Origin of the sequence: Aeromonas bestiarum (genome assembly GCF_000819745.1) — a bacterium.
Lineage (GTDB): Bacteria > Pseudomonadota > Gammaproteobacteria > Enterobacterales > Aeromonadaceae > Aeromonas > Aeromonas bestiarum.
Window position 1 is genome coordinate 1 of record NZ_CDDA01000015.1, and the last position, 25,725, is coordinate 25,725.

The 25,725-nt window shown below is 60.9% G+C and carries 23 protein-coding genes and 1 other RNA gene; 15 read left to right on the forward strand and 9 right to left on the reverse strand.

From position 1 onward, the window contains the following. Positions 1 to 103 precede the first annotated feature (103 nt). On the reverse strand, positions 104 to 907 hold the full coding sequence (gene suhB / locus BN1118_RS07255; RefSeq protein ID WP_005310327.1) for an inositol-1-monophosphatase: 804 nt from the start codon (positions 905 to 907) through the stop codon (positions 104 to 106). Positions 908 to 1,107: 200 nt separating this feature from the next. Here suhB and BN1118_RS07265 point away from each other — a divergent pair, with 200 nt between their 5' ends. The 3 genes from BN1118_RS07265 (at position 1,108) to emrD (ending at position 3,867) form a co-directional block, all read left to right on the forward strand. Beyond that, complete coding sequence (locus tag BN1118_RS07265; RefSeq protein ID WP_043555263.1) at positions 1,108 to 1,563, forward strand: hypothetical protein; 456 nt, start codon at positions 1,108 to 1,110, stop codon at positions 1,561 to 1,563. 191 nt (positions 1,564 to 1,754) lie between these two features. Then, the gene (locus tag BN1118_RS07270) at positions 1,755 to 2,417 is read left to right on the forward strand and encodes a glutathione S-transferase family protein (protein ID WP_043555264.1); all 663 of its coding nucleotides are present in this window, start codon (positions 1,755 to 1,757) and stop codon (positions 2,415 to 2,417) included. A 250-nt stretch (positions 2,418 to 2,667) separates the two neighbouring features. Beyond that, the gene (gene emrD / locus BN1118_RS07275) at positions 2,668 to 3,867 is read left to right on the forward strand and encodes a multidrug efflux MFS transporter EmrD (RefSeq protein WP_043136815.1); all 1,200 of its coding nucleotides are present in this window, start codon (positions 2,668 to 2,670) and stop codon (positions 3,865 to 3,867) included. A gap of 194 nt (positions 3,868 to 4,061) precedes the next feature. Here emrD and ssrS read toward each other — a convergent pair. After that, positions 4,062 to 4,244: non-coding RNA, 6S RNA (gene ssrS, locus BN1118_RS21080), on the reverse strand. A gap of 16 nt (positions 4,245 to 4,260) precedes the next feature. After that, complete coding sequence (zapA, locus tag BN1118_RS07280) at positions 4,261 to 4,593, reverse strand: cell division protein ZapA (protein WP_042865847.1); 333 nt, start codon at positions 4,591 to 4,593, stop codon at positions 4,261 to 4,263. A 173-nt stretch (positions 4,594 to 4,766) separates the two neighbouring features. Between zapA and BN1118_RS07285 the strand changes: the two genes are divergently transcribed. From BN1118_RS07285 to gcvP, 6 genes are all read left to right on the forward strand, one after another. Further along, the gene (locus tag BN1118_RS07285; RefSeq protein ID WP_042034443.1) at positions 4,767 to 5,336 is read left to right on the forward strand and encodes a UPF0149 family protein; all 570 of its coding nucleotides are present in this window, start codon (positions 4,767 to 4,769) and stop codon (positions 5,334 to 5,336) included. Positions 5,337 to 5,539: 203 nt separating this feature from the next. Continuing rightward, a complete protein-coding gene (gene ubiH, locus BN1118_RS07290; RefSeq protein ID WP_043555266.1) occupies positions 5,540 to 6,763 on the forward strand; it encodes a 2-octaprenyl-6-methoxyphenyl hydroxylase in 1,224 nt (407 codons plus the stop codon). Positions 6,764 to 6,864: 101 nt separating this feature from the next. Further along, positions 6,865 to 8,085: an FAD-dependent 2-octaprenylphenol hydroxylase gene (locus tag BN1118_RS07295; protein WP_043555267.1), complete on the forward strand. Its 1,221-nt coding sequence runs from the start codon at positions 6,865 to 6,867 to the stop codon at positions 8,083 to 8,085. Positions 8,086 to 8,500: 415 nt separating this feature from the next. Further along, positions 8,501 to 9,598, forward strand: coding sequence for a glycine cleavage system aminomethyltransferase GcvT (gcvT, locus tag BN1118_RS07300; RefSeq protein ID WP_043555268.1), 1,098 nt, complete (start codon positions 8,501 to 8,503; stop codon positions 9,596 to 9,598). 93 nt (positions 9,599 to 9,691) lie between these two features. Next, on the forward strand, positions 9,692 to 10,081 hold the full coding sequence (gcvH, locus tag BN1118_RS07305) for a glycine cleavage system protein GcvH (RefSeq protein ID WP_043136806.1): 390 nt from the start codon (positions 9,692 to 9,694) through the stop codon (positions 10,079 to 10,081). A gap of 285 nt (positions 10,082 to 10,366) precedes the next feature. Then, positions 10,367 to 13,243 (forward strand): aminomethyl-transferring glycine dehydrogenase, encoded by a 2,877-nt coding sequence (gene gcvP, locus BN1118_RS07310; protein WP_043555269.1) that lies wholly within the window; start codon positions 10,367 to 10,369, stop codon positions 13,241 to 13,243. A 170-nt stretch (positions 13,244 to 13,413) separates the two neighbouring features. On the opposite strand, the gene panB is transcribed toward gcvP, so the two are convergent. Further along, complete coding sequence (gene panB / locus BN1118_RS07315; RefSeq protein WP_244463586.1) at positions 13,414 to 14,262, reverse strand: 3-methyl-2-oxobutanoate hydroxymethyltransferase; 849 nt, start codon at positions 14,260 to 14,262, stop codon at positions 13,414 to 13,416. Positions 14,263 to 14,290: 28 nt separating this feature from the next. Then, entirely contained in the window at positions 14,291 to 14,908 is a 618-nt protein-coding gene (locus tag BN1118_RS07320) for a LysE family translocator (protein ID WP_043555271.1), read from the reverse strand. A 327-nt stretch (positions 14,909 to 15,235) separates the two neighbouring features. Between BN1118_RS07320 and BN1118_RS07325 the strand changes: the two genes are divergently transcribed. Beyond that, positions 15,236 to 15,688 (forward strand): Lrp/AsnC family transcriptional regulator, encoded by a 453-nt coding sequence (locus tag BN1118_RS07325; protein ID WP_043555272.1) that lies wholly within the window; start codon positions 15,236 to 15,238, stop codon positions 15,686 to 15,688. A gap of 171 nt (positions 15,689 to 15,859) precedes the next feature. Here the strand turns inward: BN1118_RS07325 and BN1118_RS07330 are convergent, their stop codons facing one another. Beyond that, on the reverse strand, positions 15,860 to 16,105 hold the full coding sequence (locus BN1118_RS07330) for a hypothetical protein (protein ID WP_043136802.1): 246 nt from the start codon (positions 16,103 to 16,105) through the stop codon (positions 15,860 to 15,862). Positions 16,106 to 16,223: 118 nt separating this feature from the next. On the opposite strand from BN1118_RS07330, the gene BN1118_RS07335 reads away from it, so the two are divergent. Then, positions 16,224 to 17,516, forward strand: coding sequence for an MFS transporter (locus BN1118_RS07335; protein ID WP_043555273.1), 1,293 nt, complete (start codon positions 16,224 to 16,226; stop codon positions 17,514 to 17,516). A gap of 70 nt (positions 17,517 to 17,586) precedes the next feature. Here BN1118_RS07335 and ahpF read toward each other — a convergent pair whose 3' ends face one another. The 3 genes from ahpF to BN1118_RS07350 form a co-directional block, all read right to left on the reverse strand. Next, positions 17,587 to 19,179, reverse strand: coding sequence for an alkyl hydroperoxide reductase subunit F (gene ahpF / locus BN1118_RS07340; RefSeq protein WP_043555274.1), 1,593 nt, complete (start codon positions 19,177 to 19,179; stop codon positions 17,587 to 17,589). 124 nt (positions 19,180 to 19,303) lie between these two features. Beyond that, a complete protein-coding gene (gene ahpC / locus BN1118_RS07345) occupies positions 19,304 to 19,870 on the reverse strand; it encodes an alkyl hydroperoxide reductase subunit C (RefSeq protein ID WP_017411392.1) in 567 nt (188 codons plus the stop codon). Positions 19,871 to 20,531: 661 nt separating this feature from the next. Next, a complete protein-coding gene (locus BN1118_RS07350; RefSeq protein WP_043136795.1) occupies positions 20,532 to 20,978 on the reverse strand; it encodes a CBS domain-containing protein in 447 nt (148 codons plus the stop codon). A 211-nt stretch (positions 20,979 to 21,189) separates the two neighbouring features. Here BN1118_RS07350 and queA point away from each other — a divergent pair, with 211 nt between their 5' ends. The 4 genes from queA to secD all read left to right on the forward strand — a co-directional run bounded on the left by queA (position 21,190) and on the right by secD (position 25,722). Next, the gene (gene queA / locus BN1118_RS07355; protein WP_043555277.1) at positions 21,190 to 22,257 is read left to right on the forward strand and encodes a tRNA preQ1(34) S-adenosylmethionine ribosyltransferase-isomerase QueA; all 1,068 of its coding nucleotides are present in this window, start codon (positions 21,190 to 21,192) and stop codon (positions 22,255 to 22,257) included. A 70-nt stretch (positions 22,258 to 22,327) separates the two neighbouring features. Beyond that, positions 22,328 to 23,464: a tRNA guanosine(34) transglycosylase Tgt gene (gene tgt / locus BN1118_RS07360; RefSeq protein WP_042865859.1), complete on the forward strand. Its 1,137-nt coding sequence runs from the start codon at positions 22,328 to 22,330 to the stop codon at positions 23,462 to 23,464. 50 nt (positions 23,465 to 23,514) lie between these two features. Continuing rightward, positions 23,515 to 23,850: a preprotein translocase subunit YajC gene (yajC, locus tag BN1118_RS07365; RefSeq protein WP_043136790.1), complete on the forward strand. Its 336-nt coding sequence runs from the start codon at positions 23,515 to 23,517 to the stop codon at positions 23,848 to 23,850. Between the two features lie 18 nt (positions 23,851 to 23,868). Further along, a complete protein-coding gene (gene secD / locus BN1118_RS07370) occupies positions 23,869 to 25,722 on the forward strand; it encodes a protein translocase subunit SecD (protein WP_043555278.1) in 1,854 nt (617 codons plus the stop codon). Positions 25,723 to 25,725: the final 3 nt, after the last annotated feature.

Here is a 25,725-nt window from a genome sequence, read left to right on the forward strand (position 1 = left end):
ATGACCTACTTCAAGATTAGCCTTTCAACACATAATTGGGACAGCGCCATAAAAAAACCCGGCCAAGGCCGGGTTTTTTGTGCGTGCGCTGCGAGAGGCTGGTTTATTTGGCCAGGGACTCCGGCAGGTTTTCGCGGATCTTGCCGAGCATCTCTTTCAGGACGCGCGGGTTGGCAACCACTATGTTGCCGGAGTTTTCGTAGTTGTGACCACCCACGAAGTCGGTGACGATGGCACCGGACTCTTTGGCCAGCAGTTCACCGGCAGCGGTATCCCAGGGCTTGAGGCCGATTTCCCAGAAACCGTCGACGCGACCGGCGGCCACATAGGCCAGATCCAGTGCGGCAGAGCCGGAGCGACGGATGTCGGCACATTCGATGAACATGCTCTGGAACATCTTCAGGTACGGCTCTATGTGGTGCTTCTGCTTGAACGGGAAACCGGTGGCCAGTACTGTGCCAGCCAGCTCTTTGGCCTTGCCGACACGGATGCGGTAGCCGTTCAGCTGGGCGCCGTTACCACGGGTCGCGGTAAACAGCTCGTCACGGATGGGATCGTAAACGACGGCCTGTTCGGTCTTGCCCTTGACGCGCAGGGCGATGGAGACGGCAAAGTGCGGAATGCCCTTGACGAGGTTGGTCGTGCCATCCAGTGGGTCAATGATCCATTGGTAGTCCGGATTGGTACCGGCAATCTCACCAGACTCTTCAGCTATGATGCTGTGTTCCGGGTAAGATTTTTTGATGGTATGAATGATGGCCGCTTCAGCGTCACGGTCAACGTTGGTCACGAAGTCATTGCTGCCTTTCTGGATGGCCTCGATGTTCTCGGGCTGGGAGAAGGCTTTTACTACTACTTGACCGGCGTTGCGCGCAGCGCGCACGGCGATATTCAGCATCGGATGCATAGGTTCACCACTGGATGTTAAAGAACGGGGGATAAAAGGACGCGGTATAATACCAGTCTTTTCGATAATGGCAACCGTTATACGCCTTCTCCCTGACCTTGGCGACTGCCAGATCTGACGGCTCCAATGTAGGCTTCTTTTGGTCTAGTCTTATGGCAGCAGCCGAATAACAGGCTGCATTGAGCATAGGGACGTGGATCATGAATCTGTCATTAGTCAGTCAAAAACCGTCGGCAGCGAGCACTCAAGGGCTGCTGGCTGCCTTGAGAGCATCAACCGGATATGGCGACTACTTCAACGAGGTGAGTATTGCCCAGCCATCACAGTGGCAGCCGGGTAAAGAAGAGGCGGCCATACTACTGCTCGATGGCGATACCCCCTGGCCCGAGTTTGCCTGGCAGCGCAGCGGTGAGACGTTCGGTTTGCCGGTATTGCCGCTGCTGATGCGCGGCGGGGATGAGACCTTCACCATTCAGGGGCCGGATGTGCGGGATCCGCGCTTCTATTTTGTCTCCAACGGCATAGTGCTGGACGAATCCGAGCTGGCCGATCCCGCCTGCAGCAGAGTGCTGTTGAGCAAGCTTGAGTCCTACTTCCCGCTGTTGTCCCGCCTCATTTTGCTGCGCCAGCGCCAACCCGTGGGGCTGTGCAACTAGCGTTTCTCTTCCTGCTTGCGGGCTGTTCAAGCGGTGCAATATTTGTCATAACTGACCCGTATTGCACCGCTTTGCCATGCCGGAGCCCGGGAAAATGTCCGCATGGCGTCTATCCCGTTGTCTTTACCTGTCTGGCATAAGCACAGCAGTGGTCGTTTCTGTGCCAATGTGTGGATCACAAGGAGTTCATGATGATCGATTTTTATACCGCAGCCACCCCCAATGGTTTCAAGGTGGCGATTGCCCTCGAAGAGCTGGGGCTGCCCTATCGGGTGATCCCGCTGGATTTGTCGGCGCTGGATCAGAAAAAGCCCGCGTTTCTGGCCATCAACCCCAACGGACGCATCCCCGCCATTGTCGATCGGGATAACGGTGACTTCGCGGTGTTTGAGTCCGGCGCCATCCTGCTCTATCTGGCAGAGAAGGCGGGCAGGTTGCTGCCGCAGGATCCCAAGCGTCGTTCCCAGGCCATCCAGTGGCTGATGTTCCAGATGGGCGGGGTCGGCCCCATGATGGGGCAGGCCAACGTCTTCTATCGCTACTTCCCGGAGAAGATCCCGGCCGCCATCGAGCGCTATCAGAAGGAGGGGCGCCGCCTGTTCGAGGTGCTCGACAGCCACCTGGCGCAGCACGAATACCTGGCCGATGAGTACAGCATTGCCGACATCGCCACCTGGCCCTGGGTGCGCATTCATGACTGGAGTGGCATCTCCATCGAGGGTCTGCCGCATCTGCAAGCCTGGATGGCGCGCATGGCAGAAAAACCTGCCTGCCAGAAGGGGATCACCATACCGCCACGCAACGAGACACCGGAGGATCTGGTCAAGCAGGCCCAGCAGATGGTAACGCGTTGATTTTTATTGCTGACGGGGCAAATTGCCCCGTTACATTAGAAAAACTAGGGAAAGCTGATTACAAAGATTCGTTCGTTTTTCGTGATCTGAATCACTAAGATCACGCCAAGCCAAGGGAGTGTCCTGCTCCCGGCCGGTGCGGGTTCTCCGCCTTGTATTTTCACCTTTGATTGACTCTGTTTTTTTGGATCCCCTCTGCAGGTTTCTGCCAGGGGTGCGGCAGCTTTTTGATGATTTGCGGGACTGAGATATGTATCGGCACAGTTTTTACCCTCTGTTTTTTCTGACCATCCTGATGGTCGCCGTGGGTCAGATGACCCAGACCCTGTATGTGCCCTCCATTCCCATGATGGCGGGGGACTTCAACGTGGCCTCCGGCCAGTTGCAGGCGGTGATGGCCTGTTACCTCATTCCGTACGGGCTCTCCCAGTTTGTCTATGGCCCGCTGTCGGATCGCATCGGTCGTCGCCCCGTGCTGCTCATCGGCATGATGGTGTTTCTGGTGGGAACCTTGACCATTCAGCTGATCCCGAGCTTCACCGCACTGCTGGTGGGCAGCCTGATCCAGGGGATGGGCACGGGTGCCGGCGGTGCCATGAGCCGGACCGTGATGCGCGATCGTTACAGCGGCGCCGAACTGAACCGGGCCAACAGCCTGGTGAGCATGGGGGTGATCTTCTCCCCGCTGCTGGCCCCCGTACTGGGTGGCTGGTTGACCGAGCTGTTCAACTGGCGCGCCGGTTACTGGTTCCTGTTCGGCTTTGGTGCCGTGACCACCCTGGCCCTGCTGGCCTGGTTTGGTGAAACCCTGCCGCAGGCGGCTCGCCAACAGCCGCTGCGGGTCGGCGCTGCCTACCGCCACGTGCTGGGCAATCCGCGCTTTCAGGGCAACCTGCTCTGCCTGATGGCGACCTTCGCCGGTCTGGCGGTGTTTGAAGCGGCGGCTGGCGTGCTGCTCGGCGATGTGCTCAAGCTGAGCGCCCGCACCGTGAGCGTGCTGTTCGTGTTGCCGCTGCCCGGCTACCTGTTCGGCGCCTGGCTCTCCGCCAAGCTGAGCTTCCGGCTGAGTCAGGGCAAGTTGATGCGCCTTGGCATCGTCTTCCTGGCGCTGGGGTCACTGATCATACTGCTGCCTGGCTTGTTCGGCGTGGTGAGTGCGGCCTCGCTGGTGGGGGGCGCGGCCGTCTACTTCATCGGCAGCGGCATCCTCTATCCGACCGCCACCTCATGCGCCATAGAGCCCTTCCCGGGGCAGGCGGGCACCGCCGGCGCCATCCTGGGTGGCATGCAGAACCTGGGGGCGGGGATAGTCACCCTGCTGGCAGCCTGCTTCCCGATGGAAGGCCAGGTGACCCTGGGGGCCATCATGACGCTCATGGTCCTGCTGGTGGCCCTGAGCTTTGCCTGGCTGCGCCACCACGGCTCGCCGCACGAGCAGATGGCCGTCTGATCGCCTCGTCACAGTGACAAGCCCGCCCTCGCCGGCGGGCTTTTTATTGGCTCGATACTGGGTGTCGTGGGGGCCTGGGCTGGGGGAGAAGTAGGGGATGAACCTGAGCAGACAAGAATGAGCTGTCGCGCTGGGCATCTGTAAACGGGAGGCAAAGAAAAAGCCCGTCATCGTGATGACGGGCTTTTTGCTGTTGGTACCCCGGAGATGCCGTTGCCGGTTTGGGCCCTTGAACCGTAGGTTCAAGGCGGGAATCGAATCTGACCGCAGGCTTCTCGGTCGTGCCGAGCATGCGCAATAGCCAGAAGGCCGATCCCCTGGTGGGTATGATTATCGGCTCGGGGACTTGAACCGGCTGACGCACATCCCAGGGAATTTTAAAACGGTGCGCGATTAGGGCTGCAGGCCCTCGCCGCTGGATTCGCCATACTGTCCGTGCTCGATCAAGGCCGCTTCTATGGTGCGTTGCAGCATCTTGATCCGCTTGTCCATGGTCTCAGAGTATTGGTGATTCTTCTCTTTTTCAAGGCAGAGCTCATGGCAAAAATTGAGCGCTGCCATGATCGCCAATTGCTCGTTGCTGGAGACCTTGGAACGTTGACGCAGCTCGATGAGTTTGTCAGTCAGCTGGTCGGCGGCCTGGCGCAGGGCATCCTGCTGTCCCAAGGGACAGGATACCTTGTAGGGACGTCCCAAAATGACGATTTCTACGGCCTCTGTGCTCATGCCTTCCTCAATACGGCGGTGCTGATTTCCGCCTTTATCCACGTGGACAACTGGGCGGGACTATATAGCGCAGATGCAGAAGTTTCAAGGCCTTGCTGGCTCTGGAAGGGGGAGAATGCTAGGATCCTGACCATTAATTTTGCATATTTGCCTGAACTTTGAGCGGATCTTCGATGAGCAAAACGAACCCCCTGAAATACACGGCCGTGGCCGACCTGATGGAACAGCATGAGCTGATGGCAACGGCGGTGGAGGCCCATGGCGTGATCTGCGGTCTCGTCTGCGGTGGCGTGGCACTGGATGACAAGAGCTGGCTGCCGCCCTTCAACGATCTGGTCAACGACGGTTTCGGCTTGCCGGCCCCGGTGCGCCAGGTGATGACAGATCTCTATCACGAGATAGTCGAGAGCCTGATGGCCCAGAAGGGCGTCGAGCTGCTGCTGCCAAGCGATGAGGCGCCGCTCGATGAGCGCATCGATTCGCTGGTGGACTGGTCACAGGCATTTCTGGCCGGGTTTGGCGTGGTGCAACAGGAGCTTTCCAGGGCGTCCGAAGAGTTGCAGGAGATGATCCAGGACATCGCCAGCATCACCCAGGTCTCTGCCGAGTTCGATCAGGAAGACGACGAGAACGAAGCCTCCTTCCTGGTGCTCTACGAGCATGTACGCCTGGGGGTCATGATGACCTTCGAGGAGTTTGGCAAGCGTCCCGATACCCCGATCGCGCCGCCGACCCTGCACTGATCGCCCCTGCGACAGAAACAGCAAAAAACAAAGCAGAGCGCCCCGGTGGCGCTCTGCTTTTATCCGGCCGTATGGGGGAGCCAGCTCAGCATTTTTTCAACCAGATCATGGTCGTGACGCCGTTTTTTGCCCGTGGCCTCGCATCCCGGCCCCCCGCTTTGTGATAGCATGAGGTCACGTTCCCAGCTTCTTCCTCTCATCTCATGTCTCAATCTGATCTGGTTCACGTCGACGTGGCTATCGTCGGCGGTGGAATGAGCGGCGCCGTGCTGGCGCTCTCTCTTGCCGCGTTGCGAGGTGCCGACGGCGAGCCCCTGCAGATCCTGCTGCTGGAGGCGAGCGCCCCCGAGCTCAATGCCCATCCAGGCTTCGATGCCCGCGCCATCGCGCTCTCTGCTGGCACTTGCGAGGCGCTGGTCCGTCACGGGCTCTGGCCTCGCTTCGCCCCTCACTGCTCCCCCATCACCCAAATCCATGTCTCGGATCGGGGCCATTGTGGCCAGGCCAGCTTGTCGGCGGCGGAATATGGTCTGCCCGCGCTCGGCCAGGTGATCGAGCTGTCGGCGGCTGGCATAACACTGCAGCAGGGGATGGCGGCCTGCCCCCACATCCATATGCTGTGCCCGGCCCAGCTCTCGACCATTGAGCCGCTTGAGGAGGGCGTGACCCTGACGCTGGCCGGTGGCGAGCGTTACCAGACCCGGCTGCTGGTGGCGGCCGATGGCGGCCACTCCTTCGTGCGCCAGCACTTCAAGATGGCCGTCACTCGTCACGACTTTGAGCAAAGTGCCATCATAGCCACGGTCAAGACCGCCGAGGATCCCGCCGGGCGGGCGTTCGAGCGCTTCACCCAGGGAGGGCCGCTGGCCTTGCTGCCGATGCAGGATGGGCTCTCCTCCCTGGTGTGGAGCGTCGGGCGGGAGCAGGCGGATGAACTGATGGGGCTGGATGAGGCCGCCTTTCTCGCCCGGTTGCAGCAGGCGTTTGGCTGGCGGCTGGGCCGTTTCGAGCGATGCGGCCAGCGCCCCGTCTATCCGCTGGTACAGACGGCCACCGACTACCCGCTGGCCCAGCGCACAGTGCTGGTGGGCAATGCCGCCCACCTGCTGCACCCCATCGCCGGGCAGGGCTTCAACCTCGGTATGCGCGATCTGGACCTGCTCACCCAGGCGGTTGCCGGCGCGCTCGCGGCGGGGGAGGACATAGGCAGCTTTGCGGTGCTGAACGGTTACTGGCAGCTGCGCAAGGAGGATCAGGCCCGGACCATCTGGCTCACCTCCTCGCTGGCCCAGCTCTTCTCCAATGGCCACGATCCGCTGGTGGCGGGCCGCAACCTGGCGCTCTCCCTGATGGGACGGCTGACTTGCCTCAAGGCGCCGCTGGCCTCCCGTACCCTGGGGTTTGTGGCCGACCTGTGCCGTAAATGAGGGGCGCCGCCCACCCGCGGCGGTCAATCGCGAATTGAAAGGGGCTATGCCAACGGGCGTCCCCTGCTGACCCGGCGGTCAGCCACGAAAGGAACAGATGAATGCAGATGCAAAACGTGGATGTGGTGATTGTGGGGGGCGGCATGGTGGGCCTGGGGCTTGCCGCCGCGCTCAAGCAGAGTGGCCTCAAGATTGCCATCGTGGAGGGGCAGTTGCCCGATCCTGCGCTCGGCGACGCGCCGGACAACCGGGTCAGTGCCCTGAGTCTGGCCAGCCAGCGCATCTTGCAGCAGGTCGGCGCCTGGGGCGGGATAGCGGCGCGGCGCCTGCAGCCCTACGAGAAGATGCAGGTGTGGGAGCAAGACAGCTTCGGCCAGATTGGCTTTGATGCAGCCGGTCTGCGCCAGGCGGCGCTCGGTCACATAGTCGAGAACCGGGTCATCCAGCTGGCGCTGCTGGAGGTGATTGCAGATGCAGACAACATACAGCTGCTGAGTCCGGCCCGGGCCGCCAGCCTGCAAAGTGGCGAGGCGGGGTCGCTCCTGCTGCTGGACGATGGCCGCGCGCTGTCGGCCAAGCTGGTGGTGGCCGCCGATGGCGCCCACTCCTGGGTGCGCCGCCAGGCGGACATTCCGCTCACCAGCTGGGATTACGGCCATCACGCCCTGGTGGCGACGGTGCGCTGTGCCGAGCCCCACGAGGCGGTGGCCCGCCAGATCTTCACCCCGGATGGCCCGCTCGCCTTCCTGCCTCTGTGGCAACCGGATCTCTGCTCCATCGTCTGGTCCGTGCCCGCCAGCCGGGCCGAGGCACTGTGCGCCTGCGATGACGAACAGTTCAACCGCCAGCTCACCACCGCCTTCGATGGCCGGCTGGGATTGTGCAAGGTGGAAGGGGCACGCAGCGCCATCCCGCTCACCGCCCGCTATGCCCGCGACTTCGCTCGCGAGCGGCTGGTACTGGTGGGGGATGCGGCTCACACCATACATCCGCTGGCGGGGCAGGGGGTCAACCTGGGTCTGCTGGATGCGGCGGCGCTGGCGGAGCAGATTGTGCAAACGCATCGTGCCGGTGGGGACATAGGCCTGCTGGCCAACCTGCGCAGCTACGAGCGCTGGCGCAAGAGCGAGGCGGCCCGCATGCTGGCGGCCATGGAAGGGCTCAAGCGGCTGTTCAGCGGAGCCAACCCCCTCAAGAAGCTGGTGCGCGGGGTGGGATTGTGCGCCTTCGACGCGCTGGCGCCGCTCAAGCAGGGGGTGATCCGGGCCGCCATGGGGCTCGATGGCGAACTGCCCGCCCTGGCCAAGGGTGAAAAAATCTAATACTACTCAGGTTTTTTTACAACAAAACTAATCTGACGAGGCTGATGACCCATTTTGGGAATCAGCCTTTAATCTGGGTGGCAGGCGAAACGTTTTTCTTCAAATTGTGACGAAACGGTAAAAATCAAAATTTAATCTCGAGTGAGTCGCTGTTCGACTGTTTTTATCACTGTTTTTACCTTAGTGTCTGGGGTCTGTTTACTGGCGGTGGATTAGTTTTTTTTGAGCGGCAGGCTCGCCCGCTTGTCATATAATCCGCTGCGTTCAAGGAATCACTCTTGCCCCGCGGGGCTGGAACGAGCACAGACTCCAGCCGTCTCTTCTCTTTCTGTTGCACAGGCGATTGCATGTCCTGTTGGCTGTCAGGGGAGGGCGGATTGCGAGTGTTGTCGCGAACGCTTAAGGAAACACAGCGATGATCCAGACTACAGTACTGCATCCCAAGCACTTGGAAGCCGGCGCCAAAATGGTGGACTTCCACGGTTGGGAAATGCCCATCAACTACGGCTCCCAGCTGGAAGAGCACCACGCGGTGCGCACCGATGCCGGCATGTTCGACGTCTCCCACATGACCATAGTCGACTTGACAGGCGAACGGGTCAAAGCCTTCCTGCAACACCTGCTGGCCAACGACGTGGCCAAACTCACAGTCCCGGGTAAGGCCCTCTACAGCGGCATGCTCAATCCGGAAGGCGGCGTCATCGACGACCTTATCACCTATTACCTGACCGATACGTTTTACCGCCTGGTGGTGAACTCCGCCACCCGCGAGAAGGATCTGGCCTGGATCCGCCACCACGCCATCGATTTTGCCGTGAGCGTGACCGAACGTCCCGAGCTCGCCATGATCGCGGTGCAGGGCCCCAACGCCAAGGCCAAGGCGGCCAAGGTGTTCACCCCTGAGCAAAATGCGGCAGTGGAGGGGATGAAGCCCTTCTTCGGCGTGCAGGCGGGGGATCTCTTCATCGCCACAACCGGTTACACAGGCGAAGACGGTTATGAAATCGTGGTGCCGCAAGAGAAGGCGTGCGACCTGTGGCAGGCGCTGCTGGACAACGGCGTGGCCCCTTGCGGGCTGGGCGCGCGGGATACCCTGCGCCTCGAAGCCGGCATGAACCTCTACAGCCAGGACATGGACGAGAGCATCAGCCCGCTCGCCGCCAACATGGCCTGGACCCTGGCCTTCGAGCCGGCCTCCCGCCAATTTATCGGTCGCGCCGCGCTGGAAGCACAGAAGGCAGCGGGCAATCAGCCCAAGCAGGTCGGTCTGGTGATGGAAGAGAAGGGGGTGCTGCGTGCCGGCATGCCGGTCACCTTCACCACCGCCAGCGGCGAGAAGCGGGAAGGTGTGATCACCTCGGGTTCTTTCTCGCCGACCCTGGGCTACAGTATTGCCCTGGCGCGGGTACCCCGCGACATCGGCGAACAGGCCGAGGTGGAGATCCGCAAGAAGCTGGTCACCGTCAAAGTCACCAAGCCCGCTTTCGTGCGCAACGGCCAGAAGCTGGTGTAACAACCCCATTGCGGCGAAGGGGTTGCCCTTCGCCAGTACCCCTTGTACGCGGTCCAGGTACAAGTGATCCAAGTGAATAAGAAGGAAGCACAAATGAGCCATATCCCGAGCGAACTGAAATATGCCACCTCCCACGAGTGGATCCGTGTTGAAGCCAACGGCGAGGCCGTGGTCGGTATCACCGAGCACGCCCAGGATCTGCTGGGAGACATGGTGTTTATCGACCTGCCGGAAGTGGGCAAGCAAATTGGCGCCGGTGATGACTGCGCCGTGGCCGAGTCGGTCAAGGCCGCCTCCGACATCTACAGCCCGGTGAGCGGCGAAATCATTGCCATCAACGAAGAGCTGGAAGGCAGCCCGGAACTGGTCAACTCAGACCCCTACGGCGCCGGCTGGCTGTTCCGCATCAAGCTGGATGACGCGGGCGAGCTCGCCAACCTGCTGGATGCCGAAGGCTACCAGAACCTGGTGGACGAAGAGTAATGCCCCCGGGCCCTGCCAACACAGCAGGGCCCCTTTGTATGACCGCCAGCCGGACACACGCCGGCCGGTGGAAGGGTGAAGTCGCCCGCGCCTGCCGTTTGCCAGCCTGGCCTTGCCAGGGGGCAAGCGGGCCGGTACGCAACAAGGCGATCCCCTGTCGATGCTGGCGCAGCATCCGGTGCCGCACCCAGCCTGCGGGACCCAGAACATGAGTGGAGTCGGTATCAACCGGCTATCAGGAACATCAGGTCTTGGTTATCAGGACTTAATACCAGGAATAGGGAAATGACCCAGTCACTGTTTGAACTCGAGCAAAAAACCGATTTCATCCGTCGCCACATAGGCCCGGGTGAGGAAGAAGTGCGCGCCCTGTTGGCCACCGTGGGCGCAGAGAGCCTGGACGATCTGATTGAGCAGACGGTCCCCGCTGCCATTCGCCGGCCGGGCCCGCTCGGCATCGGCGCCCCCATGACGGAAGTGGAGGCACTGGCCAAGCTCAAGGGCTACGCCGCCCAGAACAAGGTAGCCAAGAGCTATATCGGCATGGGCTATCACGACACCCATGTGCCCCACGTCATCCTGCGCAACGTGCTGGAGAACCCGGGCTGGTATACCGCCTACACTCCGTACCAACCTGAGCTGGCCCAGGGCCGTCTCGAAGCCCTGCTCAACTTCCAGCAGCTGACGCTGGACTTGACCGGCATGGATCTGGCCAGTGCCTCCCTGCTGGATGAAGCCACCGCCGCCGCCGAAGCCATGGCGCTGGCCAAGCGCATGGCCAAGTCCAAGTCCCATCTCTTCTTCGTGGCCGATGACGTGCACCCCCAGGTGATCGATGTGGTCAAGGAGCGCGCCGTGCACTTTGGCTTCGACGTGGCCGTCGGCCCCGCCGCACAGGCCTGCGCCGAAGAGGTGTTCGGTGCCCTGTTCCAGTACCCCACCACCACGGGTGAGGTGAAAGATCTGCGTGCCCTGATCGCTGCCGTGCAAGCCCAGAAGGGGCTGGCCTGCGTCAGTGCCGACCTGCTCTCCTTGCTGCTGCTCAAATCCCCGGGTGAACTGGGGGCCGACGTGGTATTCGGCTCAGCCCAGCGCTTCGGCGTGCCCATGGGTTACGGTGGCCCACACGCCGCCTTCTTCGCCACCCGCGATGCCTACAAGCGCTCCATGCCGGGCCGCATCATAGGCGTCTCCAAGGATGCCCGCGGCAAGGCTGCCCTGCGCATGGCGATGCAGACCCGCGAGCAGCACATCCGCCGCGAGAAGGCGAACTCCAACATCTGTACCGCCCAGGTGCTGCTGGCCAACATGGCGAGCTTCTACGCCGTCTACCACGGCCCTGTGGGGTTGAAAACCATCGCCTCCCGCGTTCACCGTCTCACCAGCATCCTGGCGCTGGGGCTTAAAGCCAAGGGCGTTGCCCTCAAGCACGCCAGCTGGTTCGATACCCTCACCGTACAGAGCGCCGACAAGGCCGCGCTGATCGCCAAGGCTGAAGGGCTCGGCATCAACCTGCGCGCCGATCTCGATGGTGCCGTGGGCGTGTCGCTCTCCGAAACCACCACCCGCGCCGATGTGGCCGAGCTGTTCGATCTGTTCCTGGGCACAGGCCACGGCCTGGATGTGGAGGCGCTCGACAAGGCGGCCCAGACCCATCACGGCATACCGCAGGATCTGCTGCGCACCGACGCCGTGCTGACCCACGAGGTGTTCAACAAGTACCACTCCGAGACCGAGATGCTGCGGTACATCCACCGTCTCGAGGCGAAAGATCTGGCGCTCAACTACGCCATGATTTCGCTGGGTTCCTGCACCATGAAGCTCAACGCCACCGCCGAGATGATCCCGGTGACCTGGCCCGAGTTTGGCAAGCTGCACCCGTTTGCGCCGCTGGCCCAGGCCAAGGGCTACCAGCTGCTGCTGGCCGACCTGGAAGACTGGCTGGTGAAGGTGACAGGTTACGATGCGGTCTGCATGCAGCCGAACTCTGGCGCTCAGGGCGAGTACGCGGGCCTTCTGGCCATCAAGAAGTACCACGAGTCCCGTGGCGACGGTCATCGCGACATCTGCCTCATTCCGGCTTCCGCTCACGGCACCAACCCGGCCTCCGCCCAGATGGCGGGGCTGCGGGTCATCGTCACGGCCTGTGACAAGTCCGGCAACGTGGATCTCGACGACCTGCGCGCCAAGGCCGCCGAGGCGGGGGATCAGCTCTCCTGCCTGATGGTGACCTACCCTTCCACCCACGGGGTGTATGAGGAGACCATCAAGGAGGTGTGCGACATCGTTCACCAGCACGGTGGTCAGGTCTACCTCGACGGCGCCAATATGAACGCGCAAGTCGGGCTGACGGCACCGGGCTTTATCGGGGCGGACGTCTCCCACCTCAACCTGCACAAGACCTTCGCCATTCCTCACGGCGGTGGCGGCCCGGGCATGGGTCCCATAGGCGTGAAGAAACACCTGGCACCCTTCGTGGCCGGTCACGCCGTGGTCAAGACCGACAAGGAGAGCCGCAACAACGGCGCCGTGTCGGCAGCCCCGTTCGGTTCGGCCTGTATCCTGCCCATCAGCTGGATGTACATCGCCATGCTGGGCGACGAGGGGCTGAAGAAATCTACTCAGGTGGCCATCCTCAACGCCAACTATCTGGCCAAGAAGCTGGGTGAATCCTTCCCCGTGCTCTATTCCGGCCGCAACGGCCGGGTGGCCCACGAGTGCATCCTGGATATACGCCCGCTCAAAGAGGCGTCCGGCATCAGCGAGATGGACGTGGCCAAGCGGTTGATGGACTACGGCTTCCATGCGCCGACCATGAGCTTCCCGGTAGCGGGTACCCTGATGGTCGAGCCGACCGAGTCGGAATCCAAGCGCGAGCTGGACCGCTTCGTCGAGGCCATGACCGCCATTCGCGCCGAGATAGCCAAGGTGCAGGACGGTCACTGGAGCCTGGCCGACAACCCCCTGGTCAACGCGCCCCATACCCAGGATGATGTGATGGACGAGCAGTGGAACCGTGGTTACAGCCGCGCCGAGGCGGTCTTCCCGTCCGACGCCGTGCGCGCCGCCAAGTTGTGGCCGTCGGTCAACCGCATCGACGACGTCTACGGCGATCGCAACCTGTTCTGCTCCTGCATCCCCACCGAGGATTACGCCAAGTAATAGCGGCGCAGAGTGAACGCGGGCCAGCTGCCCGATAAAACCAAGGCCACCCCAGCGGGTGGCCTTTTTGTTAGAAAAAAATCAGGAGGTTGGCCAGATGGGCCCGGTTTGTCGGCGCCTCATGGACGCCTGTGGCATGTTGGTGCCACAGAAAGGGTTATCCCTTTGCCTCAGAAGCTGTGTTCGGGGCCAGGGAAGGAGCCGGTTTCGACATCGGCGGCGTAGTCACATGCCGCCCGGTGCAGCAGGGTGTGCATGTCGGCGTACTGCTTGACGAAGCGTGGCAGGCGTCCGGTTCGCAATCCCGCCATGTCTTGCCAGACCAGCACCTGGGCATCGCAGTGGACACCGGCGCCTATGCCCACTGTGGGGATGGCGACCGCAGCCGTGATTTTCTCGGCAACCTCGGCCGGCACCATCTCGATGAGCAGGGCAAAGGCACCGGCGGCTTCGAAGGCGAGGGCGGTATCGATCAGCCGCTGGGCATCCTCGCCTCGTCCCTGTACCCGGTAGCCACCGAGCTGATGCTCAGCTTGCGGGGTGAAGCCGATGTGGGCCATGACGGGGATCCCTGCGCTCACCAGTTTTTCCACCTGGGGCAGCATCTGCTTGTCGCCTTCGAGCTTCACGGCATGGGCCCCGCCTTCCTTCATGAATCGAACCGCCGTATGGAAACATTGCTCGGCCGAGCCCTGATAGGAACCAAAGGGGAGATCCGCGATCACCAGGGGGCGGCGGGTCGAACGGGTCACGGCCCGTACCAGCGGGATCAGCTCGTCCACCGTGACCGGAAGCGAGGTTTCGTGGCCGTAGACGTTGTTGGCGGCGGAATCGCCCACCAGCAATACCGGGATCCCTGCCTCTTCAAAAATGGCGGCGGTATACATGTCGTACGCGGTCAGCATGGCCCACTTCTGACCAAGCACCTTCATCTGCTGAAGATGCGGGATTCGGATGCGGGAGATGGCCTGGCCGGGGGTAGCGCCTTGACCGTAAGGGGAAGCTTGTTCACTCATCATGAGGGTTCTCACAGGGTTGGGATGACATTCAGGCGATCACCCTGTCTGCGAACAGGAGCATCGCAATGGCGATCATGGCCGTGCCGGACAACTGGCTCACCCTGAGGGCCGCCCGCGGGCGGGTTGTCAGTATGGCCTGGGCGCCATAGCCTACCAGCAGGTAGACGATGGCGCAGCTGGCGATATGTACCAGGCCCAGCGCCATCATCTGCATCGGCACCGACCAGGGGGCGGCGGGACCGGTGAACTGGGGCAGCAGGGCCAGGAACAGCAGGAAGACCTTGGGATTGAGGCCGCTCACGCAGATGCCCTTGAGGGTCCAGCTATGCCATGCCCCCGGCCCCGGATCCTGGCTGCCACCCGGCATGGCGGGGTGAATGAGCAGCTGAATGCCCAGCCAGAGCAGGTAGGCCGCCCCCATCAGGGTGAGCAGAGTGAGTGCCACCGGATGGCTGGCCACCAGGGCGCCCACCCCGGCGGCCACGATCAGGATGGCGATCAGGTGGCCGAGCAGCAATCCGGTCACGGCGGGGATCAGGACCCGGCCGCGCATGCCGGCCGAGATCGCATAGGCCCAATCCATCCCGGGCGTTATCACGAACAGGATGGAGACAGCCCAGAAGGCGGCAAAGATTGCTGGTGTCATGAGGATCTGGTCTCTTGCCAAGCTGAAACGGCTGCCATGCGGGGGCCGCCTGCACCTGTGCCCTTGGCCGGCTCGGCCGGTGGGCGCCCTGGCCCGTTGTGCCTGTTCTGCGGTTGCCGGCATGCCCCCTGATTTCCCGTCATGGCAGCACCATCAAGGGGGCTGCAACGTCGCGATCTTTCCATCCTCTGCTTCTCCTGTTCCGATTGCATAGGTGCGGTTGAAATTGCCGCCATTACCATTCTATTGAAAAGAATATCCCCGAGTGATTAGAATGTGCTGTCTAATGTTTGCGTTAAATACCGATATAAAGGGAATATCTTCCAAATGGATAAGGTTGATCGCAGTATCCTTGCCGAGCTCCAGTCAGACGGTCGTCTTTCCGTCACCGAGCTGGCCGAGCGGATCGGGCTGAGCGTCTCGCCCTGTCACCGGCGGGTGCGGGCCCTCGAAGAGACGGGGGTGATCAGGGGATATCGTGCGCAGCTCGACCCCGCCAACCTGGGTCTGAACTTTTACGCCATCGTGTTTGTTACTCTGAGAGAGGGGGATCGTCAGGCCGTTGCCGCATTCGAGCAGGCCGTCATGGCGATCCCTCAGGTCATCCAGGCGCAGCGGCTGTTTGGTGATCCCGATTACCTGTTGAACGTCATTACCCGGGATCTTTCCGCCTTCCAGCGCTTGTATGATGAGCAATTGTCGGCCCTGCCCAGTGTTCAGCGCCTCACCTCGACCCTAGTCATGAAGAGCGTGGTGCAAGAGCGGCCGCTACCGCTATGAAGGGGAGGGGGAGAGCCGCCGCTCATGATGCCAGCCGGAGGCCGATGTGCCTGCACTTGTAGCGCAGTCCGGATTGTTGCCAGTAAAAAGCCCCCGCCAGTTGGCGGGGGCTTTTTCTTTGTGAGTCACATGCCGTTGCCCCGCATCGGACAACCTCAGCCTCGAGCTGCGTCAGGATTTGGCCGGTGCGAGCAGGGCCAGGGCTTTGGCCAGGGTATCGACGGATTCCTGATGCTTGCCCGCCTTGTGCAGTGCCTCGCCTTCGGCGCGCAGCTGCTTCACCTCGGCCAGCTGCTCAGCGCTGAGGGCGGGGCCTGCGGCGAGGGCATCATCGATCTTCTTCATGTCTGCGGGGCAGTGAAACGCGAGGGCACTGCCGGCAAAGAGCAGGCCAATCAATAACAGGACAGGTTTCATCTTGGTTACCTCAATGGTGGGTCTCATCAAGGATAGTCCGGCCGTGGCGGGGCCGGTTGGGTTGAAGTGGGCGGGAAGCAAACGGTACCATGGCTGTTTAGCCCTACAGGGAGACCCCATGACACTCACAAGGTTGTTGTCACCCTTGGCCAGTCTGGTGATATTCATTCTGGGCCACGGCATGTTCAATACCCTGCTGACGGTGCGACTCTCGGCCGAGCAGGTGTCGGTGCAGGCCATAGGTCTGGTGTCGGCCGCCTATTTCGGCGGCCTGGTGCTGGGGGCCTTCGTCAACGCTCGCCTCATCATACGGGTCGGCCATATCCGGGCCTATGCGGCCTACGCCTCCCTGCTCTGTTTTCTGTTCCTGCTGCACGGCATGGTGGTGGAACCCGTCAGCTGGGCTGCGCTGCGGCTGCTGGGTGGCTTTGCCACCGGCGGCCTGTTCGTGGTGCTGGAGTCCTGGATGCTGGTCTCCAGCACCCCGGCCAACCGGGGGCGGCTGATGTCGCTCTACATGATACTGCTCTATGGATCCCTGGCCATGGGCCAGTTGCTGCTCAAGTGGGTGGATCCCATGGTGTTGACCCCGTTTGCCCTGTGCGCCATGGCAGCCACCCTGTCTGTGGTGCCGCTGGCGCTCTCCCGGGTGGCGACGCCCGCCATGGTGGCGCCCCAACCGGTCGGGGTGATCGAGCTGGTGCGGCTCACCCCGGCGGGCATGGGCAGCAGCTTCACTTCGGGCCTGATCCTCGGTGCCATCTACGGCCTGCTGCCACTCTATTTTACCGATAGCGGGGCTTCGCTCTCGCGGGTGGCGGACATGATGGCGCTGGTGATCCTGGGGGGCATGTGCCTGCAGTATCCCATAGGCCGCATGTCCGATCGCTATGACAGGCGGCTGGTGATCCTGCTGCTCGGCGCCGTGCTGACCCTGCTCGCCCTGCTGATGGTGCTGTTGCCGGAGGAGTGGCGCGAGCCTGTCACCGGCACTCTGGTGTTCTTGCTGGGGGGGATGGCGTTTTCCATCTATCCCCTGAGCCTGAGTCACGCCTGCGATGAGCTGCGCCCGGATCAGGTGCTGGGGGCCAATCAGGGGCTGCTGCTCGCCTATAGCCTGGGGGCCATGATAGGGCCGCTGCTGGCACCTTTCGTCATGCTGCAGTTCGGGCCGCAGGGCTTGTTCGTCTACTTCGCCCTGTGCGGCACCCTGCTGACGGCGTATCTGGGCTGGCGCAAGCGGCAGCGGGCCCCCATTCCGCTGACCGATCATCAGGTGTTTATGCCGGTACCGCCCAATACTCCCATGACCGCCGAACTGGAGCCGAGAACGGATCTGGCGGGGGAGGCGGTGCCTGCCAGCTATGCCACGCCTGAGTCGTCCGGGCCGCAGGATATGAAGGCCGGCTAGCGGTCGCTGAATCACGCGGATAAAAAAAGCCGGCTCCAGGGAGCCGGCTTTTTATTGGTAACGGAGACTATCAGGCGGTCACGGCCTCGGCCTTGGCGGATGTCTCGGTGGCGTCCGGCGCCGCATTGCGGATGAGGTAATCAAATGCCCCCAGCGCAGCGGTCGCTCCTGCGCCCATGGAGATGATGATCTGCTTGAACGGCACCGTCGTGGCGTCGCCTGCGGCGTAGACACCGGGCAGGGAAGTGGCGCCCTTGGCATCGATCTCGATCTCGCCGAAGCGGGTCAGTGCCACTTCACTCCCCTTGAGGAACTCGGTGTTCGGTACCAGGCCGATCTGCACGAAGATACCGGCGACCGCCAGGTGCTTGATCTCGCCGGTGGTGCGATCTTCGTAATCCATGCCGACCACCTTGCTGCCATCACCTATCACTTCTGTGGTGCGGGCACTCATGATGATGTCGATGTTGCCCATGGAGCGGGCCTTCTTCTGCAGCACCTCGTCGGCGCGCAAGGTGTCGGCGAACTCCACCACGGTGACGTGCTCGACGATACCGGCGAGATCGATGGCCGCTTCTATGCCTGAGTTACCGCCACCGATCACCGCCACCCGCTTGCCCTTGAAGAAGGGGCCGTCGCAGTGCGGGCAGTAGGCCACGCCCTTGGTGCGGTACTCGAGCTCGCCCGGCACGTTCAGATCACGCCAGCGGGCACCGGTCGCCAGGATCACGGCGCGGCTCTTCAAGGTGGCGCCGGAGGCCAGCTCCACGTTCACATAGCCATCCTTGCTGATGGCGGCGGCGCGCTGTTCGGTGATCACTTCCACGCCGTACTGCTTGACGTGCTGCTCCAGACTCGCGGCCAGCTTGGGGCCTTCGGTGTAGGTCACCGAGATGAAGTTCTCGATGCCTACCGTGTCCATCACCTGACCACCGAAACGCTCGGCGACGATGGCGGTGCGAATGCCTTTACGGGCGGCATAGATGGCAGCCGCGGCGCCAGCCGGGCCACCGCCCACCACCAGCACGTCGTAAGGCGCTTTTTCATTGAGCTCTTCAGCCTTGCGTTCTGCGGCGCCTGTGTCGAGCTTGGCCACTATCTCTTCCAGCGAGATGCGACCCTGGCTGAACGGTTGACCGTTCATATAGACGTTCGGCACCGCCATGATCTGGCGCTCGTTCACCTCATCCTGGAACAGGGCGCCGTCGATCATGGTGTGAGTGATGCCGGGGTTCAGGGTCGCCATCAGGTTCAGTGCCTGCACCACGTCCGGGCAGTTGTGGCAGGAGAGGGAGATATAGGTCTCGAAATGGAACTCGCCCTTCAGGTTCTTGACCTGCTCCAGCACGGCCGGATCGGCCTTGGAGGGGTGACCACCGCTTTGCAGCAGGGCGAGCACCAGGGAGGTAAATTCATGACCCATGGGGATGCCGGCAAAATGAACGCGCGGGGCCTGGCCCTGGGGCGCGATGCTCATGGAAGGCTTGCGGGTATTGGTGCCAGAGGTCTGGATAATCTTGGGGGACATCTCGGCGATCTCGCTGGCCAATGCCAGCAGCTCTGCGGATTTGTCACTGTCATTGCCGGACACGCTGATCTCGATGGGATTGACGATGTACTGCAGATAGGTGTTCAGCTGTTGTTTGAGGTTGGTATCCAACATCTTCGAATTCCTTCTTTTGATTGCGGGTCGGCGTTTTGTCAGGCCAGAAAGCAGACCGGCGCCTTTTCTGAGGTCCGTAAACAAAACCGGCCCTTGAATGGGCCGGTCTTCAGAGCGGGGAGGCTTAGATTTTGCCTACCAGATCCAGGGACGGGGCCAGGGTGGCATCGCCTTCTTTCCACTTGGCCGGGCAGACTTCACCCGGGTGGGAAGCAACGTACTGGGCCGCTTTGACTTTGCGCAGCAGTTCCAGGGCGTCACGGCCGATGCCGCCAGCGTTGATTTCAACGATCTGGATGATGCCCTGCGGGTCGATGACGAAGGTGCCGCGGTCAGCCAGACCGGCTTCTTCGATCATGACGCCGAAGTTGCGGGTGATGGCGCCAGTCGGGTCACCAATCATAGGATACTGGATCTTCTGGATGGTGTCGGAGGTGTCGTGCCACGCCTTGTGGGTGAAGTGGGTGTCGGTGGAGACGGAGTAGATCTCGACGCCCAGCTTCTTGAATTCGGCGTAGTTGTCAGCCAGGTCACCCAGCTCGGTCGGGCAAACGAAGGTGAAGTCAGCCGGGTAGAAGAACACCACGGACCACTTGCCTTTCAGGTCAGCGTCAGACACCTGAACGAATTTGCCATTGTGGTAGGCGGTGGCGTTGAACGGCTTGATTTCAGTGTTGATGTAGGTAGACATGTATTAGCTCCTTGGTGATGTACATATGCCTGTCTGGTGTTGAAGAGTCTGTCCGGACCAGGCGTTTAACGTTCGATGGATTCATCATAGGGGCTTCTCCTAATCGGTTAAAGCCGCAATTTTGAATCACTTCAATCTATCTATTAGATAACCTACCGCTGCTGTACCTAACATGAATATTTCTGACATGCAGAGGTAACCCCTTGTCGAGATTCAACATCTGTGCGGCTCTTGGGTTTTTCAAGGGTCGAATGGGCATCTTTCTCGGGGGAGATGAGGTGTGGCTGTGACGTGCTGGGCGAAACACGCAAAAAGAGGGGGCCCGGGGCAGGGCAGGATGGTGCAGATAAAAAAAATCCCGGCGCTGTCGTAAGGACAAGGCCGGGTCATCAAACAAGGAATGGCTATATAAACAAAAGCTTTACAGCAAAGACTAACTACGGGGTGTGCAAACTTGCAGACATATGAGAGGAAGAGGCTGGGTGCACAATCCCTCGTCTCCCCCTCGGCAACTATTGCATGGGGGAGATAATAGTGTGATGCAGATCACAAAGCAAGGTTATGATGTAAATTTTCAATCAAAATGAAAGACTTTCAGCTTTATTGCCGATTTCATGCGCTGAAAACGCTTTTATTGTAATTTTATTACATTATTTAAAGATCAGAAATCGCCGGGCGGCTCCTGTTCTTCCATCAGTTCGAGCAGGTTGATGGCAACCGCAATGAAATCCGACTCCGTGACTATGCCCACCAGTTTACGCCCCTTGAGCACCGGCAGGCAGCCATATCTGTGGCGCTGCAGGTAGAGCGCCGCCTCCTTGATGCCGGCGTGGGGATCCACGCTTGCCACCTGGCGGGTCATGATCTCGTCGAGCTGGACGCTGTCGGTGAATTCCGCTTCCCGCTCCGGGTTGATGAGCAGCAGCTTGGACTCGCGGGTGGCCAGGATGTCGGTGAGGGTGACCAGACCCAGCAGGTGATGGTGTTCGTCGACGATGGGGATGTGGCGGATCCGCTCCTGCTGCATCAGATCCATCGCCTGCTTGACGCTGTTTTCCGGACCCAGAGTGAAGGGATGTTCTGTCATGATCTCGGATAAGGTCATCATGGTGGGCCTCCTTGTGTATCTGCTTTCACCCTAGCCCAGCCCTCACAGGCAAAACATGATCAGGGTCAATACAAAACCTTAAAGGTTTTTTAACTGGCCCTGCTTCACATAATTGCTCGCTATCCCTTGTCTCTCTTGGGTTTTTGGTCTTTTGGGTTGCCTTGGAAGAGGGGGATAACTAGACTAGCCGCCGATTCCCCCGAGGTGAAAGATGCAAGTATCCGATTTTCATTTTGATCTGCCAGACGAGCTGATTGCCCGCTATCCGATGGCAGAGCGTACCGCCAGCCGCCTGTTGCAGCTCGATGGTCAAAGCGGCGCCCTGCGCCATGGTCAATTTGTGGATGTGCTGGACCAGCTCAACCCCGGCGATCTGCTGGTATTCAACAACACCCGTGTCATTCCGGCGCGCATGTTTGGCCAGAAGGCCAGCGGCGGCAAGCTGGAGGTGCTGGTGGAGCGCATCCTGGACGAACACAGCGTGCTGGCTCACGTGCGCTCTTCCAAATCGCCCAAGCCCGGCACCCGTCTCATTCTGGATGGTGGGCCCGACGGTGAGAAAGTCGAAGCCGAGATGCGGGCCCGCCACGATGCCCTGTTCGAGATCCATTTCCAGGACCCGCGCCCTGTGCTGGAGATTTTGGAAGCCATAGGCCACATGCCGCTGCCGCCCTATATCGACAGGCCCGATGAGGATGCCGACAAGGAGCGCTATCAGACCGTTTACAACCAGAAGCCGGGCGCCGTGGCGGCGCCGACCGCCGGCCTGCACTTCGACGAGCCGCTGCTGGCAAAGATCCGTGCCAAGGGGGTTGAAACGGCCTTCGTCACCCTGCATGTAGGGGCGGGGACCTTCCAGCCGGTGCGGGTGGACAAGATTGAAGATCACCACATGCACTCGGAATATGCCGAAGTGCCGCAGGAGGTGGTGGATGCCATAGCCGCAACGCGCGCCCGCGGTGGCCGGGTGATTGCGGTGGGCACCACCTCGGTGCGATCGCTGGAGAGCGCCGCCAAGGTGAGCCTGGCTCAAGGCAAGCCGCTGGCGCCGTTTTTCAGCGACACCGACATCTTCATCTTCCCCGGCTACCAGTTCCAGGTGGTCGATGCCATGGTCACCAACTTCCATCTGCCGGAGTCGACCCTGATCATGCTGGTCAGCGCTTTCGCCGGGTACGATCACGTGATGGCGGCCTATCAGGCGGCCGTGACCGAAAATTACCGTTTCTTCAGCTACGGGGACGCCATGTTCGTCACCCGTCGCCGGGCGGTGGCATAAGCCTCGCCCTTTATACCGGGCCTTCGGGCTCTCTATTGTCAGACTGTTTCTCTGACGCAACGAGGTAGCAATGAAATTTGAACTGAAAACCACCGACGGCCGTGCCCGTCGCGGCCAGTTGGTATTTGAGCGCGGCACAGTGCAGACCCCGGCCTTTATGCCGGTCGGTACCTATGGCACCGTCAAGGGGATGACCCCGGAAGAAGTGCGCGAGACAGGTGCCCAGATCCTGCTTGGCAACACCTTCCACCTCTGGCTGCGGCCGGGGCAGGAAGTGATGCGCGCCCACGGCGATCTGCATGACTTCATGAACTGGCAGGGCCCGATCCTGACCGACTCGGGTGGTTTCCAGGTGTTCAGCCTGGGGCACATTCGCAAGATCACCGAGGCGGGCGTGCACTTCCGTCACCCCATCAATGGCGAGAAGATCTTCCTCGACCCCGAGAAATCCATGGAGATCCAGTACGATCTGGGCTCCGATATCGTGATGATCTTCGACGAGTGCACCCCGTATCCGGCCACGTACGAAGAGGCGCGCAAGTCCATGGAGATGTCCCTGCGCTGGGGCAAGCGCTCGCGCGACAAGTTTGATGCCCTGGGCAACAAGAATGCCCTGTTCGGCATCATTCAGGGCTCCGTGTATGAAGAGCTGCGGGATGTGTCCCTCAACGGCCTGCTGGAGATCGGCTTCGACGGTTATGCGGTCGGTGGTCTGGCGGTGGGTGAGCCGAAAGAGGATATGCATCGCATCCTCGAGCACGTCTGCCCGAAAATTCCGGCCGACAAGCCGCGTTACCTGATGGGCGTGGGCAAGCCGGAAGACTTGGTGGAAGGGGTGCGCCGCGGGGTCGACATGTTCGACTGCGTGATGCCGACCCGCAATGCCCGCAACGGCCATCTGTTCACCACAGATGGTGTGGTCAAGATCCGCAACGCCAAGTATCGCAGCGACACCAGTACCCTGGATGCCGATTGTGATTGCTACACCTGCAAGAACTACACCCGCAGCTATTTGTACCATCTGGACAAGTGCAACGAGATCCTCGGTGCCCGTCTGAACACCATTCACAACCTGCGTTATTACCAGCGTGTGATGCAGGGTTTGCGGGACGCGATCGAGCAGGGTAAATTAGACGACTTTGTAGCTGAGTTTTACCGTCGGCAAGGGAAGCCTGTGCCTCCGTTAGCTGAAAATGACGTGAAATAACAACGATATATAAGCCAGTTCTCAAATCTACATCAATAAGAGGTTGTTAAATGAGCATTATCTCCAAGGCGTATGCAGAAGGCGCAGTTCCGGGTGCACAGGGTGGTGGTATGGAAATGATCATCATGCTGGCCGTGTTCGGCCTTATTTTCTACTTCATGATCTATCGTCCCCAGGCCAAGCGCGCCAAGACTCATCGTGATCTGATGAGCTCCCTCTCCAAGGGTGATGAAGTGCTCACTTCCGGTGGCCTGGTCGGCAAGATTGCCAAGGTCTCCGCCGATAGCGAATACCTGGTGCTGGCCCTGAATGATCAGACTCAAGTCACCATCAAACGTGATTTCGTCTCTGCCGTTCTGCCCAAGGGTTCTATTCAGTCCCTTTAATCTCCCGAGGAGCACAGCGTGTTAAATCGCTATCCGCTGTGGAAATACCTGATGGTGGTCTTCGTGATCGCCATCGGTTTTCTATATGCAGCCCCCAATCTTTACGGCGAAGACCCGGCCTTGCAGATCTCTGCCAGCCGGGGTGCCGAAGTCAAGCTAGAGACGCTTGATCTGGTGAAAGAGACGCTGGATGCGGCTCAGATCCCGGTCAAGCATGCTGCGTTCGAACACGGTTTCATTCTGATCCGTTTCAAGAACACCGAAGAACAGCTCAAGGCGCGCGACGTCGTCGCCAACAAGCTGGGCGACAACTTCATTACCGCTCTCAACCTGGCACCCTCCACGCCAGCCTGGCTCGAAGCCATCGGTGCCAACCCGCTCAAGCTGGGTCTTGACCTGCGCGGCGGCGTGCACTTCCTGATGGAAGTGGACATGGCCGAGGCGCTGACCAAGCAGCAAGAGCAGATGGTGCAGGATTTCCGCGCCGAGCTGCGTACCCAGAAGATCCGTTATTCCGGCGTGCGCCGGGCCGGTGATCAGGTACAGGTGCTGTTCCGCGATGAAGCGGATCAGGCCAAGGCGGTCTCTCACCTGCGTCGTCAGAACCCTGATCTGACCTTTACCACAGAGCAGAAGGGGGATGAGTTCATCCTGCTGGCGGGTCTGAGTGAAGCCAAGATCAAGGAAGTGAAGAAGTACGCCCTCGAGCAGAACATCACCATCATCCGTAACCGGGTGAACGAGCTGGGTGTGGCCGAGCCGCTGGTACAACAGCAGGGTGCCGAGCGCATCGTGGTGGAACTGCCCGGTATTCAGGACACGGCCCGTGCCAAGGAGATCCTGGGCGCGACCGCGACCCTGGAATTCCACATGGTCGATGAGACTGCCGACATCCAGGCTGCCGCCGATGGCCGGGTGCCACCGAGCTCCAAGGTCTACAACGATCGCAACGGCCGTCCCGTCGTGCTGCAAAAGCGCATCATACTGACCGGTGACCACATAGTGGGTGCCCAGTCTGGTTTCGACGAATACAGCCGTCCCCAGGTCAACATCAAGCTCGATGGCCAGGGTGGCAACAAGATGGCCAACTTTACCAAGGACAACGTCGGTAAAGGCATGGCTACCGTGTTCATCGAATACAAGCCGGTTGGTCAGCCGGGTCCGGATGGCAAACGCAAGTTCCGCAAGCAGGAGGAGGTGATCAACGTCGCCACTATCCAGTCGCGTCTTGGCAGCCAGTTCCGCATTACCGGTATCGACAACGCCAACGAAGCCCACAACCTGGCGCTGCTGTTGCGTGCCGGTGCCCTGATAGCCCCGATCCAGATCGTCGAAGAGCGCACCATAGGCCCGAGCCTGGGTCAGCAGAACATCGACAGCGGTATGGAAGCCATCGGCTGGGCCATGCTGGTGATCGTGCTGTTCATGGGGATCTACTACCGTGCATTCGGCTGGGTGGCCAACCTGGCGCTCACCATGAACCTGGTGCTGATCGTCGGCATCATGTCGATGATCCCCGGGGCCACCATGACACTGCCGGGCATTGCCGGTATCGTCCTGACGCTGGGTATGGCGGTGGATGCCAACGTGCTGATCTACGAGCGTATTCGTGAAGAAATCCGCAACGGTCGCGGGGTGCAGCAAGCCATCCATCTGGGCTTCGACCGCGCCTTCTCGACCATAGCCGACTCCAACGTCACCTCGCTCATCACCTGCGTGATCCTGTTCGGTATCGGCACCGGCGCCATCAAGGGCTTTGCCCTGACGCTGGGCATTGGTCTGAGTGCCTCCATGTTTACGGCCATCACGGTATCCCGCGCCATCATCAACCTGGCCTGGGGTGGACGGCGCATCGACAAGCTGCCGATCTAAGGA

Coding starts and splice junctions, on each gene's coding strand:
- suhB (WP_005310327.1), bottom strand. CDS start 907: ATGCATCCGATGCTGAATATCGCCGTGCGCGCTGCGCGCAACGCCGGT.
- BN1118_RS07265 (WP_043555263.1), top strand. CDS start 1,108: ATGAATCTGTCATTAGTCAGTCAAAAACCGTCGGCAGCGAGCACTCAA.
- BN1118_RS07270 (WP_043555264.1), top strand. CDS start 1,755: ATGATCGATTTTTATACCGCAGCCACCCCCAATGGTTTCAAGGTGGCG.
- emrD (WP_043136815.1), top strand. CDS start 2,668: ATGTATCGGCACAGTTTTTACCCTCTGTTTTTTCTGACCATCCTGATG.
- zapA (WP_042865847.1), bottom strand. CDS start 4,593: ATGAGCACAGAGGCCGTAGAAATCGTCATTTTGGGACGTCCCTACAAG.
- BN1118_RS07285 (WP_042034443.1), top strand. CDS start 4,767: ATGAGCAAAACGAACCCCCTGAAATACACGGCCGTGGCCGACCTGATG.
- ubiH (WP_043555266.1), top strand. CDS start 5,540: ATGTCTCAATCTGATCTGGTTCACGTCGACGTGGCTATCGTCGGCGGT.
- BN1118_RS07295 (WP_043555267.1), top strand. CDS start 6,865: ATGCAGATGCAAAACGTGGATGTGGTGATTGTGGGGGGCGGCATGGTG.
- gcvT (WP_043555268.1), top strand. CDS start 8,501: ATGATCCAGACTACAGTACTGCATCCCAAGCACTTGGAAGCCGGCGCC.
- gcvH (WP_043136806.1), top strand. CDS start 9,692: ATGAGCCATATCCCGAGCGAACTGAAATATGCCACCTCCCACGAGTGG.
- gcvP (WP_043555269.1), top strand. CDS start 10,367: ATGACCCAGTCACTGTTTGAACTCGAGCAAAAAACCGATTTCATCCGT.
- panB (WP_244463586.1), bottom strand. CDS start 14,262: ATGATGAGTGAACAAGCTTCCCCTTACGGTCAAGGCGCTACCCCCGGC.
- BN1118_RS07320 (WP_043555271.1), bottom strand. CDS start 14,908: ATGACACCAGCAATCTTTGCCGCCTTCTGGGCTGTCTCCATCCTGTTC.
- BN1118_RS07325 (WP_043555272.1), top strand. CDS start 15,236: ATGGATAAGGTTGATCGCAGTATCCTTGCCGAGCTCCAGTCAGACGGT.
- BN1118_RS07330 (WP_043136802.1), bottom strand. CDS start 16,105: ATGAAACCTGTCCTGTTATTGATTGGCCTGCTCTTTGCCGGCAGTGCC.
- BN1118_RS07335 (WP_043555273.1), top strand. CDS start 16,224: ATGACACTCACAAGGTTGTTGTCACCCTTGGCCAGTCTGGTGATATTC.
- ahpF (WP_043555274.1), bottom strand. CDS start 19,179: ATGTTGGATACCAACCTCAAACAACAGCTGAACACCTATCTGCAGTAC.
- ahpC (WP_017411392.1), bottom strand. CDS start 19,870: ATGTCTACCTACATCAACACTGAAATCAAGCCGTTCAACGCCACCGCC.
- BN1118_RS07350 (WP_043136795.1), bottom strand. CDS start 20,978: ATGATGACCTTATCCGAGATCATGACAGAACATCCCTTCACTCTGGGT.
- queA (WP_043555277.1), top strand. CDS start 21,190: ATGCAAGTATCCGATTTTCATTTTGATCTGCCAGACGAGCTGATTGCC.
- tgt (WP_042865859.1), top strand. CDS start 22,328: ATGAAATTTGAACTGAAAACCACCGACGGCCGTGCCCGTCGCGGCCAG.
- yajC (WP_043136790.1), top strand. CDS start 23,515: ATGAGCATTATCTCCAAGGCGTATGCAGAAGGCGCAGTTCCGGGTGCA.